This is a genomic window from Lutibacter holmesii (assembly GCF_042679665.1).
GTDB classification, from domain to species: Bacteria; Bacteroidota; Bacteroidia; order Flavobacteriales; family Flavobacteriaceae; genus Lutibacter; species Lutibacter holmesii.
Genome location: NZ_JBHTMV010000003.1, coordinates 1,049,436 through 1,066,716 on the forward strand (window position 1 = coordinate 1,049,436; position 17,281 = coordinate 1,066,716).

Annotated in this window: 16 protein-coding genes; 7 read left to right on the forward strand and 9 right to left on the reverse strand. The window is 30.4% G+C overall.

The window, feature by feature from the left end:
• Positions 1-8: 8 nt before the first annotated feature.
• Genes ACFQ5N_RS07455 through ACFQ5N_RS07465 form a run of 3 tightly spaced genes read right to left on the reverse strand, consistent with a single transcriptional unit; the run spans position 9 to position 3,194 of the window.
• Positions 9-1,751 carry a M14 family metallopeptidase gene (locus tag ACFQ5N_RS07455; protein WP_386808860.1) on the reverse strand — a complete coding sequence of 581 codons (1,743 nt, stop codon included), beginning with the start codon at positions 1,749-1,751 and terminating at the stop codon, positions 9-11.
• Positions 1,752-1,758: 7 nt separating this feature from the next.
• On the reverse strand, positions 1,759-2,214 hold the full coding sequence (gene coaD / locus ACFQ5N_RS07460; protein WP_386808861.1) for a pantetheine-phosphate adenylyltransferase: 456 nt from the start codon (positions 2,212-2,214) through the stop codon (positions 1,759-1,761).
• Positions 2,215-2,216: 2 nt separating this feature from the next.
• Positions 2,217-3,194 carry a D-alanine--D-alanine ligase gene (locus tag ACFQ5N_RS07465; protein ID WP_386808862.1) on the reverse strand — a complete coding sequence of 326 codons (978 nt, stop codon included), beginning with the start codon at positions 3,192-3,194 and terminating at the stop codon, positions 2,217-2,219.
• 131 nt (positions 3,195-3,325) lie between these two features.
• On the opposite strand from ACFQ5N_RS07465, the gene ACFQ5N_RS07470 reads away from it, so the two are divergent.
• The 4 genes from ACFQ5N_RS07470 to yaaA all read left to right on the forward strand — a co-directional run bounded on the left by ACFQ5N_RS07470 (position 3,326) and on the right by yaaA (position 6,423).
• Positions 3,326-3,916: a PASTA domain-containing protein gene (locus ACFQ5N_RS07470; protein WP_386808863.1), complete on the forward strand. Its 591-nt coding sequence runs from the start codon at positions 3,326-3,328 to the stop codon at positions 3,914-3,916.
• Positions 3,916-4,935, forward strand: coding sequence for an RluA family pseudouridine synthase (locus tag ACFQ5N_RS07475; protein WP_386808864.1), 1,020 nt, complete (start codon positions 3,916-3,918; stop codon positions 4,933-4,935). The genes ACFQ5N_RS07470 and ACFQ5N_RS07475 overlap by 1 nt, the downstream gene beginning before the upstream one ends.
• Positions 4,936-5,565 (forward strand): CatA-like O-acetyltransferase, encoded by a 630-nt coding sequence (locus ACFQ5N_RS07480; protein ID WP_386808865.1) that lies wholly within the window; start codon positions 4,936-4,938, stop codon positions 5,563-5,565. It abuts the gene before it with no gap.
• A gap of 99 nt (positions 5,566-5,664) precedes the next feature.
• A complete protein-coding gene (gene yaaA, locus ACFQ5N_RS07485; protein WP_386808866.1) occupies positions 5,665-6,423 on the forward strand; it encodes a peroxide stress protein YaaA in 759 nt (252 codons plus the stop codon).
• Positions 6,424-6,500: 77 nt separating this feature from the next.
• On the opposite strand, the gene ACFQ5N_RS07490 is transcribed toward yaaA, so the two are convergent.
• Together ACFQ5N_RS07490 and ACFQ5N_RS07495 are read right to left on the reverse strand one after the other, a co-directional pair.
• Positions 6,501-6,836 (reverse strand): DUF2853 family protein, encoded by a 336-nt coding sequence (locus tag ACFQ5N_RS07490; protein ID WP_386808867.1) that lies wholly within the window; start codon positions 6,834-6,836, stop codon positions 6,501-6,503.
• A 77-nt stretch (positions 6,837-6,913) separates the two neighbouring features.
• Positions 6,914-8,338, reverse strand: a complete 1,425-nt coding sequence (locus ACFQ5N_RS07495) for an L-serine ammonia-lyase (RefSeq protein WP_386808868.1) — start codon at positions 8,336-8,338, stop codon at positions 6,914-6,916.
• A 224-nt stretch (positions 8,339-8,562) separates the two neighbouring features.
• Between ACFQ5N_RS07495 and dnaK the strand changes: the two genes are divergently transcribed.
• Positions 8,563-10,464: a molecular chaperone DnaK gene (gene dnaK / locus ACFQ5N_RS07500; protein WP_386808869.1), complete on the forward strand. Its 1,902-nt coding sequence runs from the start codon at positions 8,563-8,565 to the stop codon at positions 10,462-10,464.
• A gap of 56 nt (positions 10,465-10,520) precedes the next feature.
• On the opposite strand, the gene ACFQ5N_RS07505 is transcribed toward dnaK, so the two are convergent.
• A complete protein-coding gene (locus ACFQ5N_RS07505) occupies positions 10,521-12,047 on the reverse strand; it encodes a carboxypeptidase-like regulatory domain-containing protein (protein WP_386808870.1) in 1,527 nt (508 codons plus the stop codon).
• A 177-nt stretch (positions 12,048-12,224) separates the two neighbouring features.
• On the opposite strand from ACFQ5N_RS07505, the gene ACFQ5N_RS07510 reads away from it, so the two are divergent.
• Entirely contained in the window at positions 12,225-13,175 is a 951-nt protein-coding gene (locus ACFQ5N_RS07510) for an NAD(P)H-dependent flavin oxidoreductase (RefSeq protein ID WP_386808871.1), read from the forward strand.
• Positions 13,176-13,205: 30 nt separating this feature from the next.
• Positions 13,206-13,748 (forward strand): hypothetical protein, encoded by a 543-nt coding sequence (locus ACFQ5N_RS07515; protein WP_386808872.1) that lies wholly within the window; start codon positions 13,206-13,208, stop codon positions 13,746-13,748.
• A gap of 18 nt (positions 13,749-13,766) precedes the next feature.
• On the opposite strand, the gene ACFQ5N_RS07520 is transcribed toward ACFQ5N_RS07515, so the two are convergent.
• The 3 genes from ACFQ5N_RS07520 to ACFQ5N_RS07530 all read right to left on the reverse strand — a co-directional run bounded on the left by ACFQ5N_RS07520 (position 13,767) and on the right by ACFQ5N_RS07530 (position 17,274).
• Entirely contained in the window at positions 13,767-14,666 is a 900-nt protein-coding gene (locus tag ACFQ5N_RS07520; protein ID WP_386808873.1) for a TIGR01777 family oxidoreductase, read from the reverse strand.
• A 92-nt stretch (positions 14,667-14,758) separates the two neighbouring features.
• A complete protein-coding gene (locus tag ACFQ5N_RS07525) occupies positions 14,759-15,805 on the reverse strand; it encodes a beta-propeller fold lactonase family protein (protein ID WP_386808874.1) in 1,047 nt (348 codons plus the stop codon).
• Between the two features lie 278 nt (positions 15,806-16,083).
• Positions 16,084-17,274, reverse strand: coding sequence for a glycosyltransferase family 2 protein (locus tag ACFQ5N_RS07530; RefSeq protein WP_386808875.1), 1,191 nt, complete (start codon positions 17,272-17,274; stop codon positions 16,084-16,086).
• Between the last annotated feature and the right edge of the window lie 7 nt (positions 17,275-17,281).

Consider the following 17,281-nt stretch of genomic DNA (forward strand, 5'->3'; position numbering starts at 1 on the left):
AATGGATTTTAAAAAACTTTATATATTGGAAGTTTTAAATGTGCAGGTTCGTAATAAGGTGAGTTTTTATATACAAAATCTAATTGCTTTCTTGGATCTTTAGCAAACTCTTTGTCGTTTTTCATTTTTGTCTCAAGTGCTTGTTTTAATGTTGGATTGTTGTTTAATAAATCTTCAGCAATATCTTCAAAAACATAGGCTGAATAGCCTTCTTTTTGTTGTAAAATAGTGTCGAAAAAATTCCAGTTAAAAAAAGAATCTGTAGCCGAAGCTTCTAAGGTTTCCATAATATAACGAGCGCCAGGTTGATTCACAGGAATGTATAAATCTCCTTTCTTAAAAGTGACAGTTTTATTTGTTGCTGTTACCGTTGTTGAGTGATGTGGATAATGACCTTCGTACGGGCGAGTTGCCGTTTTATAATCTTTAATATGTTGTTCTTGTACATTAATAGTTGTATCTTTTTTGAAGATAGTATACTCAATATTATTATCGTTTAAACGATCAACAATTTTCCACCAACCTTGTTTTAAAATATACGCTTTTGGAATGCTAATTTCTTTTGAAACGGTATACTCATTAAAGTATTTTATTGGAGTTGCATAAGGTTTAGATCTATCATAAAACAGTCGCTTTCCGTTGGTTACTTTACTGTCAATATATGAATCTTCGTAGCCTTTAAAAGTATACGTAGCAAACGCATCTTTATTTAAATTATACGAAATAGGGTAGGTGTCTTTTTCTAAAATTTTAGCGACTGCGTTTTTTTGTAATTCTTTAATTTCTGCATCATTTTCAATAGTAAAATCTATCATAGATTCCATTAAAGCATACGTTTGTTCAACGCGTTGCTTGTAAGGTTTTAACATATGTGTTTCAACCATCATTCCTAAGGTGTTGAATAAGGTTGTGTAGCCGGTAGAATATCTTGGAGAATCAAAAAACTGACTAAAACCTGCTCTTGGTGTGTTTCTCCAAACATTTACATAAGGTGTAATTATAATGTCTTTTTCTAATAAAGAAGCTTCAATACTTGGACGCATTTTGTCTTCAATAAAAATCCCTAAATCATTGCCTAATCTGTTGTGTTGCGTAAATAAATGAGTAATTGCATATTGGTAATCTGCACCATTGCTAACGTGATTGTCTATAAAAATTACAGGTTTTACCAAATGAAATAGTTGCGCAAATGTGCGAGCATTTTTAGTATCTGCTTTTATAAAATCTCTATTTAAATCAAAATTTCTGGAATTACCTCTAAAACCGTATTCTTTTGGTCCGTTTTGGTTGGCACGCGTATGACTGTTTCTATTTAGAGAACCTCCAATATTGTAAATAGGAATTACCGCAAGCACAATGTTTTCTAATTGCTTTAATTTTTCTGAATTTTGAGAGATATCTCTTAACAATAGCATTGTTGCATCAATACCATCAGATTCTCCTGGGTGAATACCGTTGTTAATTAAAATTATATTTTTTGAACGTAAGTTTTTAAAATCGAACTCTTTTGTTGGGCTAAGTGTAACTATATGCAATGGTTTTCCGCTGTCTGTTTTTCCAATTTCTTGGATAGAAATTTCAGGATACACTTCAGCTAATTGCTGGTAATATTCAATAGTTTCTGTATACGTTGTAGTTTCGGTTCCGTTTGATTTTTCAAATTTAGTAGTAAAATCAAAGGTTGAAGTTTGCTTTTTTTCTGAACAAGAAGTTATTAAAATGAATACAGCAACATAAAGAAAATTCTTCATAAATAAATTATTTTTTTAAAACACTTTTAGGTACAAAACCTGTAATATCTCCACCGTGACGGTACACATCGCGTACAATACTAGAGCTAATAAAAGCGGTGTCATGTGATGTTAATAAGAAAACTGTTTCAATATTTGAAAGTTTTCTATTAGTTTGAGCGATGGCTTTTTCAAATTCAAAATCGGCAGGATTTCTTAAACCTCTTAAAATAAAATCTACTTCCTCTTTTTGGCAATAATCTGTAGTTAAGCCAGAATACGTTGTTACTTTTATTTTTGGAAAATCTTTATAATTTTCTTTAATAAAGTTTACACGCTCTTCTAGTGAAAACATATATTTTTTATCAGCATTTACACCAATAGCAATAATAATTTCATCAAATAAAGGTAAAGCTCTGTTTACAATATCAACGTGGCCTAAAGTAATAGGATCAAAAGACCCTGGGAAAATTGCTTTGCGCATAATTAGTTATTTAAAGCCGTTTCAATGGCATTATGAAAAAGTTCTGAAAGACTAATTCCGGCTTCTGCAGCTTGCTGTGGAATTAAACTTTCAGTTGTTAAACCAGGAACCGTATTCATTTCTAAAAAATGAGGTTCACTGTTTACAATTATATATTCAGATCTTGAAAAACCACTCATATTTAAAGCTTTGTAGGTTTTAATTGCTACAGTTTCAAGTTTTTTGTGTAGTTCAGTTGAAATTTGTGCAGGTGTAATTTCTTCAGACTTTCCTAAATACTTGGCTTCATAATCAAAAAAGTCATTCTCTGTTAAAATTTCAGTCATTGGCAATACTTTAATTGCACCTTTATATATAAATACACCAATTGTAATTTCACGTCCATCTAAAAACGATTCAATTAAAATTTCTGAATCTTCTTGAAAGGCTTTTTCAATTGCAGGTAGTATTTCTTCTTTGGTTTTTGCTTTTGAAATTCCAAAACTTGAACCTGCATTGTTTGGTTTTACAAAACAAGGTAAACCTACTTTTTCAATTATTTTTTCAATAGCAATAGCATCTCCTTTATTTAAAAAATAAGATGTAGCCGTTTTTATACCATATTGTTTTACAACACTTAAACAATCACGTTTGTTAAAAGTTAACGCCATTTGATAAAAAGGAGCAGACGTGTGTTTTAAGCCAATTAAATCAAAATAGGCTAAAATGGTACCGTCTTCACCAGGTGCACCGTGAATGGCATTAAAAACACAATCAAAAGTTAATTTTTCGCCATGAATTTCAACTGAGAAATCGTGTTTGTTTATTGGGTGTTCATTTTGGTTATCATCTACCAAAACCCATTTGTTTTTTAAAATATGAACTTTGTATGTGTTGTAAATTTCTTTTGAAACATTTTGGTATACAACATTCCCACTCTTTAAAGAAATATCAACTTCTGAAGAGTAGCCACCCATTATTATGGCAATATTTTTTTTCATTTGTAGTTATTGAATATAACTACAAACTTACTATTAAAAGTTTAAAGATTTAAAATTTGAAAGTCAAAAGTTGAACTGGCAAACAATTCAGCTCAAAAAAAGTATATTTGCATAAAATTTAAATAAATAAAATGGGTCTTTTTCAGTTTATCAAGTCTAAAACATTTTTAAAACAATTAGTATTAGCCATTGTTGGTTTGGTACTTTTTATTTTTGCAGTAATGAAGTGGTTAGATATCACTACAAATCACGATCAAAAAATAGAAGTTCCAAATTTAGAGAAAAAGAGTTTGTTAAGTGTAGAAAGCATATTGGAAGATTTAGATTTAAAATTTGTTGTAATTGATTCAGCAAGTTATAATCCAAATTACCCACCAAAATCTGTGATTGAACAAAGCCCAGAAGCAGGTACTTTTGTAAAGGAAAAAAGAAAGATTTACCTTACTTTAAACCCTTCAAATTATAATGATGTTGTAATTCCTGATTTGTTTGGAAGAACAAAAAGACAAGCAACTTCGCAATTATTAGGTATTGGTTTTAGAGTTTCTTCAACAGAAATATTAGTGAAAGATATTGCAAAAGATGTTGTGAGAGGTTTAAAATTTAAAGGAAAAGAATTAAAAATAGGAGATAAAATTCCAAAAAACTCTATGATTACCTTAATGTTGGGTGATGGTGAAGGAACAGGAAGGTACAAATCAACAACTGAAGGAAGTAACTAATGAGTATTGAAGAAATAGAAAAAGAAGAATTTTACGAACATTTTAATTATGTAGCACACGAAGGTCAAGAACCTTTGCGAGTAGATAAATTTTTAATGAATTTTATTGAAAATGCTACGCGTAATAAAATTCAGCAAGCTGCAAAAGCAGGGAATATTTTAGTGAATGATATTGCAGTAAAATCAAGCTATAAAGTAAAACCTCATGATGTTGTTCGCGTAGTATTATCGCATCCGCCGCATGAAAATTTGTTGGTTGCTGAAGATATTCCATTAGATATTTTATTTGAAGATGACCAAGTAATTGTAGTGAATAAACCTGCCGGAATGGTAGTGCATCCAGGTCACGGAAATTACAGTGGTACGTTGGTAAATGCTTTAATTCACCATGTTGAAAATTTACCAAATAATTCAAACGAACGTCCTGGATTAGTGCATAGAATTGATAAAGATACCAGTGGTTTGTTGGTTGTTGCAAAAACTGAATTTGCAATGGCACATTTGTCTAAACAATTTTACGACCGTACAACAGAGCGTTTGTATTATGCGTTGGTTTGGGGAAATATTGAAGAAGACGAAGGAACCATAGAAGGGAATATTGGTAGAAGTTTAAAAAACCGACTGCAAATGAGTGTTTTTCCTGAAGGTGATTTTGGAAAACATGCAGTAACTCATTATAAAGTTTTAGAGCGTTTTAGTTACGTAACATTGGTACAATGTAAATTAGAAACTGGAAGAACTCATCAAATTAGAGCACATTTTAAACATATTGGACATACCCTTTTTAATGATGAACGTTATGGTGGTAATGAAGTTTTAAAAGGTACAACATTTACTAAATACAAGCAGTTTGTAGACAATTGCTTTAAAGCTCTTCCAAGGCAAGCGTTACACGCTAAAACTTTAGGTTTTGAGCATCCTACTACTAAAGAGTTTATGCGTTTTAATTCTGAAATTCCACAAGATATGGTTGATTGTTTGGAAAAATGGAAAACTTATACCGTAAATCAAAAAGATTAAATGAAAGAAATAGCTATTGAAAATTGGAGCAGAAAAGCGCAATATGAGTTTTTTAGCACCTATGAAGATCCTTTTTTTAATGTTACCGCAAACTTAAATGTTACAAATTTATACTCGTTTTGTAAAAAGCATGATTTGTCTTTTTCGTTGGCTTGTATTTTTGTGGCTATAAAAAGTATAAATGAAATTCCTGAGTTAAAACTTAGAATTAAAAATAAAAAAGTAGTTCAGTATGATAGCGTTCCAATAGGTTCTACAATTTTAAATGAAGATTTTACGTTTTCATTTTGTGATTTCCCTTATGTTTCTTCAATTTTTGAATTTGATACAAACGGTAAAAGTATTATTAAAAAACACAAAGAAGGAGTAACTTTTGATGCCCAAGAAGATGAGGTGCAAATGGTACATTGTTCTACATTACCTTGGATTTCACTTACAGGTTTTAAACATGCACGTAAAGGAGATGAAGCTAGTAAAGGAATTCCAAAAATTATATTTGGAAAATTTTTTACTGAAAATAACCTTAAAAAAATACCATTTTCAGTTGAAGTACATCACGCTTTGGTAGATGGTTACCACGTTGGCTTGTTATTTAAAAGTATGCAACAGTTTATTGATGAATTAGTATAAGTTTTAACTATTTCAACATAATTTTATGGTATGTAATTATTGTTTGTTTTTCTATTTTAAGTAGTAAATTTACAGTGTGAAAAGAAATAAATTTAGAAAATGAAAATAGTAATCTCTCCAGCAAAATCATTAGATTTTGAAACAAAAGTACCAACTTCAGTATTTACCGAAGGAATTTTTTTAAAGGAAGCTTCAACATTAAATGCAGTTTTAAAAAAGAAATCACCTAAAAAATTATCTGAATTAATGAGTATTTCAGCTAATTTAGGAGAATTAAACTGGAAACGTAATCAAGAATGGGCATTACCGTTTTCATTAGAGAATTCTAAACAGGCCGTTTTTGCTTTTAAAGGAGATGTGTACGTGGGTTTAGATGCATATTCTCTTTCTTCAACTAAAATAGATCAACTGCAAGATAAATTAAGAATACTTTCTGGGCAATACGGTTTGTTAAAACCTTTGGATTTAATGCAGCCTTACCGTTTAGAAATGGGTACAAAATTAAAGGTTGGTAGAAAGGAAAATTTATACCAGTTTTGGGATACTAAAGTAACAGATGCTTTAAATTCTGAGTTAAAAGAAGATGAGGCTTTAATAAACCTAGCAAGTAATGAATATTTTAAAGTTATAAAAACAAAGGTGTTAAAAGCACCTGTTGTTACTCCTGTTTTTAAAGATTATAAAAATGGAAAACTTAAAATAATAAGTTTTTTTGCTAAAAAGGCACGTGGTTTAATGGTACGCTATATTATTGACAATGAAATTGAGTCTGTTGAAGATTTAAAAGGTTTTAATTATGAAGGATATGCTTTTGATGGAAATCTTTCAAGTGAAAAGGAGTTAGTTTTCACACGTTAATAAGAACTAAATAAGAACTAAATAAGAACAAAAAAAACCTGCATTCGCAGGTTTTTTTGTTTTTAAACAAGACAGTATTAATACTTAGATTCTTGTCCTAATTCTTTAACTAATAAATAATATACAATTGCTCTATATTTATTTCTGTTAGATTTACCAACTTTTTCAATAACAGAAGCAATAGCTTCATCTAATTGAGGACCATCAGCAAGACCTAATTTTTTAATTAAGAAGTTGTTTTTTACAGTAGCTAATTCTTTTTCATCTGATCCAGAAACAGTTTCAGCATCTTTTTTGTAAATAGAAGGTCCTAATCCTTTTGTTACAGCAGTTAATAAATCAGCATCAAAACTTAAACCTAATTTTGTCATTTCGCCTTGGTATAGAGCTATTTTTTCATCGAGTTTACTCATGAGAATAGAATTTTTTTTAATTAATTTATAGTTTACTTTCAAATATAAAGAATAAATTTTGTTAAAATAAATTTATTTTAACAATCAGAGATATTTACACTTACTGCCAATCCACCTTCTGAAGTTTCTTTGTATTTAGAGTTCATGTCCTTCGCGGTTTCGTACATGCTTTTAATAACTTTATCTAATGGAACTTTGGCGTGTTTCGTGTCGCTATCTAAAGCTAGTTCAGCTGCATTTATGGCTTTAATTGCTCCCATTGCATTTCTTTCAATACAAGGAATTTGAACCAAACCAGCTATGGGGTCACACGTTAAACCTAAATGATGTTCCATTGCAATTTCACTAGCCATTAATACTTGCTCGGGAGTTCCACCGTAAAGTTCAGTTAATGCACCTGCAGCCATGGCACTTGAAACTCCAATTTCTGCTTGGCAACCACCCAAAGCAGCTGAAATGGTTGCACCTTTTTTAAAAATGCTTCCTATTTCACTGGCCACCAATAAAAATTGTTTAATTTCTTTAAAACCGGCTTGGTGATTTTCAATAGTTAAATAATACAAAAGTACCGCCGGTATAACACCAGCGCTTCCGTTAGTAGGTGCTGTTACAACTCTTCCTAAAGCTGCATTTACTTCATTTACACTTAGTGCAAAGCAACTTACCCATTTTAATATTTCTCTAAATTTTACTTTAGTACGTCGTATGCTTTTTATCCAATTTGTTGAATTGGTATACGGAATGTCTCCTTTTAGTTTTTGATACATGTCAAAAGCACGTCTTCTAACATTTAATCCGCCAGGTAATTTTCCGTTGGTATGGCAACCTGTGTAAATAGATTCAAGCATGGTATTCCAAATTCGTTCAAGCTCAAAATCAATTTCTTGTTCAGATCGTAGTGACTTTTCATTCTCTAAAACAATTTCAGAAATCTTTAATTTTTTTTGCTCACAATACGTTTCTAATTCTTTGGCATTTTGAATAGGGTAAGGAAATGTTTTGTGAATTTTTATGTTCTCTTTCGCGTGAATTAATTCTTCACGAACAACAAAACCACCACCAATAGAGTAATAGGTGTCGGTTGAAATTTCAAAGCAGTTTTTGTAAGCGGTAAATTTAATACCATTTGGATGAAACGGTAAAAATGTTTGATCAAAAATAATATCTTTAGTTATGTTAAAATCAATTTGTATTTCATTTCCAAAAAGAATTTGTTTTGTTTCTTTTATTTGCTGAATAATTGAAGGAATAGTTTCGGTATTTATATACTCTGGATCTTTACCGGCCAAACCTAAAACAATAGCTAAGTCGGTGGCGTGTCCTTTTCCTGTTAATGATAACGAACCATATAAATCAACTTTAATACTTGTTACCTGTGTAAATAACTGTTCCTTTTTAAGATGATTTATCCATCTTTCAGCGGCACGCCAAGGTCCTAAGGTATGTGAACTTGAAGGTCCAACCCCAATTTTTAGCATGTCAAATACTGAAATACACTCCATATGTACATTTTAAATTTAAGTTGTCAAATATAGGATATTGTTCAAATAAGGTGTCAATTTTATGTAAATATTGCAGTACTTTTTTTCATATTTATGCCAATTTAAAACGCAAGAAATATGTTTTATGACAACTTGACATATTTTTTCTAATGGCATAATCATTGACAAATTGTATATGTAGAATTAAAAAATTAATTAAGAACAAAAAATAAATATATATAATTATGAGTAAAATTATAGGAATAGATTTAGGAACAACCAACTCTTGTGTTTCTGTAATGGAGGGTAACGAGCCAGTTGTTATACCTAATGCAGAAGGAAAAAGAACTACACCTTCTATTGTTGCATTTATAGAAGGAGGAGAAAGAAAAGTAGGAGATCCTGCAAAACGTCAGGCTGTTACTAACCCAACAAAAACAGTTTATTCAATTAAACGTTTTATGGGGAACAAATATTCAGAAAGTAAAATGGAAGCTGATCGTGTACCTTACTCAGTTCAAAAAGGTGATAACGATACTCCAAGAGTAGATATTGATGGAAGATTATACACGCCTCAAGAAATTTCAGCAATGATTCTTCAAAAAATGAAGAAAACGGCTGAAGATTATTTAGGAACTGAAGTAAGTGAAGCAGTTGTAACTGTACCAGCTTATTTTAATGATTCTCAACGTCAAGCTACAAAAGAAGCAGGTGAAATTGCAGGTTTAAAAGTAAGTCGTATTATTAACGAACCTACTGCTGCTGCATTAGCTTACGGATTAGATAAAAAAGGAGAAGATCAAAAGATTGTTGTTTTTGACTTTGGTGGAGGAACACATGATGTTTCAATATTGGAATTAGGAGACGGTGTTTTTGAAGTATTAGCAACAGATGGTGATACGCACTTAGGTGGTGATGACGTTGATCAAAAAATTATTGATTGGTTAGCTGAAGAGTTTAAAGCTGATGAAAATATGGATTTACGTGAAGATCCAATGGCTTTACAACGTTTAAAAGAAGCTGCTGAAAAAGCAAAAATTGAATTATCATCTTCTGCTTCAACAGAAATTAATTTACCTTATGTAACTGCTACAGCAAGTGGTCCTAAACACTTGGTAAGAACATTATCTAAAGCTAAATTTGAACAATTAATTGATGATTTAGTAAAAAGAACAATTGAGCCTTGTAGAACAGCATTGAAAAATGCAGGTTTATCAACTGGAGATATTGATGAAATTATTTTAGTTGGTGGTTCAACTCGTATTCCTGCAGTGCAAGAAGCTGTTGAGAAATTCTTTGGAAAAGCACCTTCAAAAGGGGTAAATCCAGATGAGGTTGTTGCAATTGGTGCAGCAATTCAAGGTGGTGTTTTAACAGGTGATGTAAAAGATGTATTGTTATTAGATGTTACTCCATTATCATTAGGAATTGAAACTATGGGGAATGTAATGACAAAGTTGATTGATGCAAACACTACAATTCCAACAAAGAAATCTCAAGTGTTTTCAACAGCAGCAGATAACCAACCATCAGTAGAAATTCACGTGTTACAAGGTGAACGTGCTATGGCTGCAGATAACAAAACAATTGGTCGTTTTCATTTAGATGGAATTCCACCAGCACAAAGAGGAACTCCTCAAATTGAAGTAACTTTTGATATTGATGCAAATGGTATTATTAAAGTTTCTGCAACAGATAAAGCTACTAATAAAACACAAGATATTAGAATTGAAGCTTCTTCTGGATTAACTGAAGAGGAAATCGAAAAAATGAAAGCTGATGCTGAAGCAAATGCTGATGCAGATAAAAATGCAAAAGAAACTGCTGAAAAAGTAAATGCTGCAGATTCAATGATTTTCCAAACTGAAAAACAATTGAAAGAGTTTGGTGAAAAATTATCAGCTGATAAAAAAGAACCTATTGAAGCTGCTTTAGTTGAATTAAAAACTGCTCACGAATCTAAAGATCTTGCACAAATTGATGCTGCAATGGAAAAGATTAATGAAGCTTGGAAAGCTGCTAGTGAAGAAATGTACAAAGCAGAACAAGAAGGTCAAGCGCAAGGCGCTCCTGCAGGAGATGCTGAGCCAGCAGGTGGAAATGATGATGTTGAAGATGTTGATTTTGAAGAAGTAAAAGAAGACTAGTCTTTGAAATATATAATTAAAAAGGCTCCCAATTTGGGAGCCTTTTTTTATGCGTTTTATTGAAGCTTTTTATAAGTTTTCATTTGTTGAGTAGGTTCAATAATGTTATAATCTTTCCAAAGACTCTCATCAAATTGATCTACATAAATTACCTTCATTTTTTCTTGTTCTTTAAAATTGGTAAAAGTAGTCTTAGGAATATTTTCATTTTCAATAACCATATACTCAATGGTGGTTGCATTGGTTGCAATCATTTTAAAACGAGCTTTTATTTCATTTAAATTTTTATCAAATAAAAACTTATTTTGCTTTTTTTGAAGTGCAAATTTTCTGTTGATGCTTACTTGATTTTCACTTTTTGTAGAGAAATATTTTAACGTATAAGAAGTATTATTTGTTTTTTCAAAATAGATAGATCCAGAAAAAGCCGTTTCAGAATAACCAATACCTAACAATTGAAAGTCCTTTCCAATTTTACCAGGCGCATAATTATAATCGGCTCTTATTAATGCTGATGTTTCTACCGAAATGTAAAGCCTACCTTCATATTCGCCATCACTTTTTGGTGTAAAATCTATAATGTAAGCATCTTCTCCGTTTACATTTGTAAGTCCTGCTACTGTGTAATTATAATTCCCCGTTTTATGTAAAAACTCCCACTTTTTTTTGTTTTCAAAAGTAGCATAGCCTAACTTGTATTTTATACTTTGATTGATATATTTAATTTTATGAGTGTTTTCGTCTAAAGTATCAGATTCAGTTTCTTCAGGAATATCAATTTTCCCCCCGAAAAGTCCACTTTTAATTTTCCAGTATTCTTTTTCGCCAGTGTTTTTAAATAAACTATCAAAAAGTTTCTCAATTTTATCAAGTTCAGCAATATCTTCTTCTTTTAATGAAACTAGTTTAATTGGATCTATTTTTAATTCTAGTTCATCATCTTCATTGGTGCTTATAAGAACATTTCCTAAAAAATCTGAATATGATGTAGAGTGCTTAGGAACGTTATTTTTAAAATCATCAATCATTTCTTTGTTGATTTCTTCAAAGGTGCTTTTTTGAAATTCGATGTCAAATTTTTCTATATCTGTAGTGTAACGCGTTCTAATAAATGTTTGATTTTTTTGGGTTGAAGTCACATAATTTACTTCTTTATTTTCTAAAACGTTTTTCACAATTTTTTTTGGGTCAATGTCTTGACTTAAAATAAAAACTTCATTCATAGAGTAAACATCTTGATCAAGAAGTATTGTTGAGTCTAACATTAACTGGTTTACAGTTATTTTTTTGGTAGCATACCCAATGTATTGAAACCAAATGGAATCTGTTTTTGAAATGTTTAAAATATTTAATGAAAAGTCACCTTTTTCATTACTAATAACACCGCGATTTTGATTTTTAATAATAATGTTTGTGTAAGGTAAAGGCTCTTTACTTTGAGCATCTAAAACATTCCCTTTAATTTCAGAAAGTAGTTTAACCGTTTCTTGTGATGTGTCTTGTATAGTGTCTTTTTTTGTTTGAGAAATACAATGTAAACTTGTAATAAAAGCTAATAGGTGGATTGTAATTTTTCTAGTCATAAAATATGTAGTTTCAGTTTTAGATGCTGAAATTACTAAAGTGAAAATGAATGGTTGTGATTCAACTGGTTAAAAAAAACTTAAAGTTGATTTTTATATGTTAATACAGGAAAGAGCCATTTTATATTATTATGCGTGCATAATTTAAATTTGCTATATTTGAGAAAACCACTTTATATGAAACCAACTAAGTTAACCGCGCTTTTAAAAATTAAATACCCAATAATACAAGCACCTATGTTTTTGGTTTCAAATACAACTATGGTAATTGAAGCTATGAAAAGTGGTATTGCAGGTTGTATACCTGCGTTAAATTATAGAACGCTAAATGAATTAAGAGCGGCTATAAAGGAGTTAAAAGCCGCAAAAGTTAAAGGTGGATCGTTTGGGTTTAATTTAATAGTTAATAAATCTAATTTAAAGTATAAAGATCAATTACAAGTAATTTGTGAAGAAGGAGCAGATTTTATTATAACATCTTTGGGAAACCCTAAAGAAACCATTTTAGAAGCTCATAAAAAAAACATCAAGGTTTTTTGTGACGTGGTAGATTTAAAATTTGCCAAAAAAGTGGAAGAATTAGGTGCCGATGCTATTATAGCCGTAAATAATTTAGCTGGTGGTCATCGTGGAGATACATCTCCTGAAGTGTTAATTTCAAATTTAGTGGAAAATTGTACAATTCCAATAATTTCTGCTGGTGGAGTTGGCTGTAAATCTGAATTAGAAGAAATGTTAAGTTATGGAGCTGAGGGTGTTTCAATTGGAAGTCCATTTATAGCTTCTCTTGAAGCTGAAATTACAAATGAATATAAACAAGCCTGTGTTACATATTCAGCCAATGATATTGTTGTAACTGAAAGAATTTCTGGAACACCTTGTACAGTAATAAATACGCCTTATGTTCAAAAAATAGGAACCAAACAAACTTGGTTAGAAAGTGTTTTGAATAAGAATAAAAGGCTTAAAAAATGGGTAAAAATGATTCGTTTCTCTATTGGAATGAGAGCTACAGAAAATGCAGCTAAAAAAGCTACTTACAAAACGGTTTGGGTTGCCGGACCAAGTATTTCACATACCAAAGAAATTTTACCAGTTAAAAAAATTGTTGAAAGACTTGTTAATTGATACTTTTGTGCACTTGTAAATTACAACGCTTTGAAAACCAAAACTAAATTCAATTTTCATAAACATACTTATTGTGAATTTGAGATGGTTGATATTCATTTTTTTAAAGAAAAGTCACCACATTATAAAAGTAAATCAGGGAGTTTATATTTGTATTCAAACAATGGTGTGTACAGATATTCAAACCATTGGGGAAGAGTTGCCAATTGTAGATGGAATATTAAAGGAGTTGAAAACTATAAAAACCAAAATTATTATATAGGTTACGCTATTTGGTCTGATTTTCATTCGTTAAATTCTACAGAAAAGGTGTTTTGCTTAGAAGTTAATAGTAATGAAGTGTTAAAAATAGTTCATGTAAATGAAGCTAAAAAGAAATCTCCTTTTTTAATGACATTGGATTTTGCCCATAAGAGGTTAAAACAAATAAACACGTTATATAAAGATTATAAATGGGCAACATATTACCACCATGATGTTAATTTGGTGAGAGATGTATTAATTCAAAAACTTGTAAATTCTGATACTCCTTTTCCTGAACTTAAAAGAAATTTAAGGTTTGAATTTAATTAATTTGTAAATAAATATTTTTTATGAATTTATATGCTTCAAGGCTATTTTTAATGAAGGGTATTTATACTTAAATTTAGTAGTAATTATTTTTTCAGAAGAAATTCTTGAACCAGTTAACAATATTACAGCGAGTTTACCTAAAAGCGTTTTAAGTACAAAACTTGGGATATTTGGAAGTCTAATTTTTTTGTGTAAGCTATTGGCCGTGAGTTTTGTAAATTCTTTATTTGTAATATGTTCTGGAGCTACAGCATTATAAATATCGTGCAAGTTAGGATTTTCAATAGCGTTTAAGTACATATTACATACATCTATAATATGAATCCAAGGCATATATTGTTTTCCATTTCCTAATGCAGCTCCAACGCCCATTTTTATTGGCTTGCTAATTTTTGTATAAGCACCACCGTCTTTTGAAAGTACAATTCCAGTTCTAAAAATAACAGTTCTAATATTTATGGTGTTAAACATAAGTGATTCTTTTTCCCAAAGTTTACAAATTGTAGCTAAAAAATCAGTTCCAGCAGTATCATTTTCAATGTAAATTTTATCAGAAGTAGTTGCTCCGTAATACCCAATACCTGAAGCAGCAATAAAACCTTTTAAATTTGGGTTGAATTGTGCTACTTTTTTATATAGTAGTTGCGTTGAATGAACACGACTATCAATAAGTTCTTTCTTTCTTTTTTTAGTCCAACGTTTGTCAGCAATTCCGGCTCCTGCTAAATGAATAATAAAATCAGCTTGTTCAATGGCTTCCTGCTCAATAAATCCTTTTTCAATATCCCAAAAATAGGTGTTCGGTCTGTCTGAATTCGATCTGCTTAAAATAGTTACTTTATAACCTTTACTTTGTAGTAAATGATTTAAGTGTTTACCAATTAATCCGTTTCCTCCAGTAATTAAAACAGTTTCCATTTTTAGTAATTTATGACAATTTTACACACTTTATTAGTTACATATTTTATTAAAATATTGCTATTGTATAAATATATGAATAATAAAGCTTTCTATTCTACAATGGCCATACCATCAGGTACATTTTCTGTTCCTATAGTACTTACAATTGTAAATGTTTTCATATCTAAAACTATTACTTCGTTTGCATTTGAATTGGTTACAAATGCATACAATCCGTTTGGGTGAATTAATAGTCCAACTGGGCGAGGAGTATGGAAAAGGAAACGTTCTATAAAATTAACTTTCCCTCTAACTAATATTGTTTTTATTTGTTTTTTTGTAGATGTATGGTATACTGAAATTGTGCCGTCTCTAGAGTTTGGTACTAAACAATAGTTGCCATCAACAGAAAATTTTAATCTATATGATTCTTGTCCTGTTGGGAGTGTGTGTGTAATTTTGTTTGTTTCGGTATTTATTATGCTTATTGTATTTTCTTTAATGTTTGTTACCCAAACTTCTTTGCCGTTGGGTGTAATATCAATACCTTCTGTGCCTTTTCCGCAAGGAATTATTTTAATTACTTTATCAAGATCAAGGTTAATAACACTTACTGAGCCAGAATATGTATTTGTAATATAAGCTAAAGGTTTTTTGGGGTGAAGAACTACTAGGTGACTTACAATTTGTTCAGTAAGTATTCTTTTTACAATTTCTCCGGTTTCTATATTAACTTCTAGTAAATCATTTCCTAAGTCAGTAACCACTCCAACATTATTGGAATTAGGAAAATCAATAATTCCGTGCGGAGCTAAGCTTTCCTTTAAATCTATTTTTTTTTCTATAGTATTGGTTTTGGTATTTATAACGGTTAAACTTTTACCACTTACACTTGCCGTGCCATAATTTGTGACAACTAACCTATTTTGATCAGCTATTGCGATTGGTTCATGTGGAGTTACTTTAATTGGTATTTCCACTATTTTTTTTCCTTCAAACAGGTCAAAAACAGTAATACTACTACTTAATTTATTAACGATATATAATTTTCCGTTTGTTTTAATTGTGTAGGAAGGAATTCTTGCAATTAGGGGTGATATTGCAACTAGAAATACTACTAGTATTCCCAAAAACAGGGTGAATTTAAATTTTTTCATAATTAATTCAATACAATTTTTCTTGAATTGTAGCTAATAGGCTATTTATTGTTTTAAAAACTTAAACACTATTTAATGTAACTGCGATAACAAAAAAAGTTAATTTTTTAAATCAAATTTTTAATTAAAACAGAGCTATTTTATATAGTATTTATTTGCAATTTTTTTATTTATAAAACATTTTCAAATTCTAAAGTATGTTTCTTGATACAGAAAGTTGAGGTTTTATGTAAAAGTATCAGTAATGAATAATTAGAACTTGAAAATGTTTTGGTTTTTTATTGAGCTCTTTTCGCGCGCTCCCAATTTACAGATTGTGATTTTTTCATATATCTAAAAAAGCCAAGTACAACCGATAAATTCATTATAAAAAAGTAATAAGGAACAAATAGAATTTTAATACGTGTAGACCTGTTTTCTAGGAACCAACCTAATAATGCTGCACAATAGAAAAGTAGTTGTAGCCAAAATAAAATAGCATACAATCCAAATTCAAAAATACCTTCGTTGTAAGCTAAAACAAATGAAACCGGTATTAATAGTACTAAGCATAAAGGTGTAAGTGTCCATCGTAAAACTCTATGAGAAATGTATTGAAACGAAAGCGTACCATATTTGAATACATTTAATAACGAACGTAGCCTTACTACAGATTGAATTCCACCTGCAGAAATTCTAACTTTACGTTTTAATTCTTCTTTTACATTTGCTGAAGCCGTTTCTATTGCGTACGCTTCAGGGTCATATTGAATGATGTATCCATCTTGTGCAACTCTTAGTGAAATTATAAAGTCATCTAAAAGGGTATCTTTTTCAACATGGCGGTATAACTCTGTTCTAATAGCAAATAATTCACCAGCAGCTCCTACTACAGAATATAATTCAGCATCCCATTTTTTTAAGGCAGATTCATATTTCCAATACAATCCTTCACCAGCACCAGAGGCAACATCACTTTCTTTATTTACAATACGTTTTTCTCCTGAAACACAACCAACTTTTTTATTTGCAAAAAGGTTTACAATACGTCTAATGGATTCTTTTCCTAGGTTTGTATTGGCATCGCTAAATATAACAATTGGGGTTTTTACAAAATCCATTCCACGATTCATAGCACCAATTTTCCCATTTCTTGCATCTAAATGATGCACAGTGGTATTTGGATAGCCTTCTAATAAGTTTTGTGTGCCATCATCAGACCCATCGGTAACCCAAACAATGTTTAGTTTTTCTTTAGGATACTCTAACTCTAGTGAGTTTTTCATTTTTGCAGCTACATAGTCTTTTTCATTATAGGCAGCAATAAATAAGGTAACTTCAGGTTCGTAATGTGGATCAATGTCTGCTTTTTTACCAATGTTAAATATTCTTCGAATTTTAATTATGAAATACAATAATATACCATAACCTATGTAAGTGTAAACAATGATAAATAATAATGTCCAAAAAATGATTTTTAATATTTCCATAATGTGT

Excerpts from the sequence above, each read along its gene's own strand:
- ACFQ5N_RS07455 (WP_386808860.1), bottom strand. The coding sequence starts at position 1,751 with ATGAAGAATTTTCTTTATGTTGCTGTATTCATTTTAATAACTTCTTGT.
- coaD (WP_386808861.1), bottom strand. The coding sequence starts at position 2,214 with ATGCGCAAAGCAATTTTCCCAGGGTCTTTTGATCCTATTACTTTAGGC.
- ACFQ5N_RS07465 (WP_386808862.1), bottom strand. The coding sequence starts at position 3,194 with ATGAAAAAAAATATTGCCATAATAATGGGTGGCTACTCTTCAGAAGTT.
- ACFQ5N_RS07470 (WP_386808863.1), top strand. The coding sequence starts at position 3,326 with ATGGGTCTTTTTCAGTTTATCAAGTCTAAAACATTTTTAAAACAATTA.
- ACFQ5N_RS07475 (WP_386808864.1), top strand. The coding sequence starts at position 3,916 with ATGAGTATTGAAGAAATAGAAAAAGAAGAATTTTACGAACATTTTAAT.
- ACFQ5N_RS07480 (WP_386808865.1), top strand. The coding sequence starts at position 4,936 with ATGAAAGAAATAGCTATTGAAAATTGGAGCAGAAAAGCGCAATATGAG.
- yaaA (WP_386808866.1), top strand. The coding sequence starts at position 5,665 with ATGAAAATAGTAATCTCTCCAGCAAAATCATTAGATTTTGAAACAAAA.
- ACFQ5N_RS07490 (WP_386808867.1), bottom strand. The coding sequence starts at position 6,836 with ATGAGTAAACTCGATGAAAAAATAGCTCTATACCAAGGCGAAATGACA.
- ACFQ5N_RS07495 (WP_386808868.1), bottom strand. The coding sequence starts at position 8,338 with ATGGAGTGTATTTCAGTATTTGACATGCTAAAAATTGGGGTTGGACCT.
- dnaK (WP_386808869.1), top strand. The coding sequence starts at position 8,563 with ATGAGTAAAATTATAGGAATAGATTTAGGAACAACCAACTCTTGTGTT.
- ACFQ5N_RS07505 (WP_386808870.1), bottom strand. The coding sequence starts at position 12,047 with ATGACTAGAAAAATTACAATCCACCTATTAGCTTTTATTACAAGTTTA.
- ACFQ5N_RS07510 (WP_386808871.1), top strand. The coding sequence starts at position 12,225 with ATGAAACCAACTAAGTTAACCGCGCTTTTAAAAATTAAATACCCAATA.
- ACFQ5N_RS07520 (WP_386808873.1), bottom strand. The coding sequence starts at position 14,666 with ATGGAAACTGTTTTAATTACTGGAGGAAACGGATTAATTGGTAAACAC.
- ACFQ5N_RS07525 (WP_386808874.1), bottom strand. The coding sequence starts at position 15,805 with ATGAAAAAATTTAAATTCACCCTGTTTTTGGGAATACTAGTAGTATTT.
- ACFQ5N_RS07530 (WP_386808875.1), bottom strand. The coding sequence starts at position 17,274 with ATGGAAATATTAAAAATCATTTTTTGGACATTATTATTTATCATTGTT.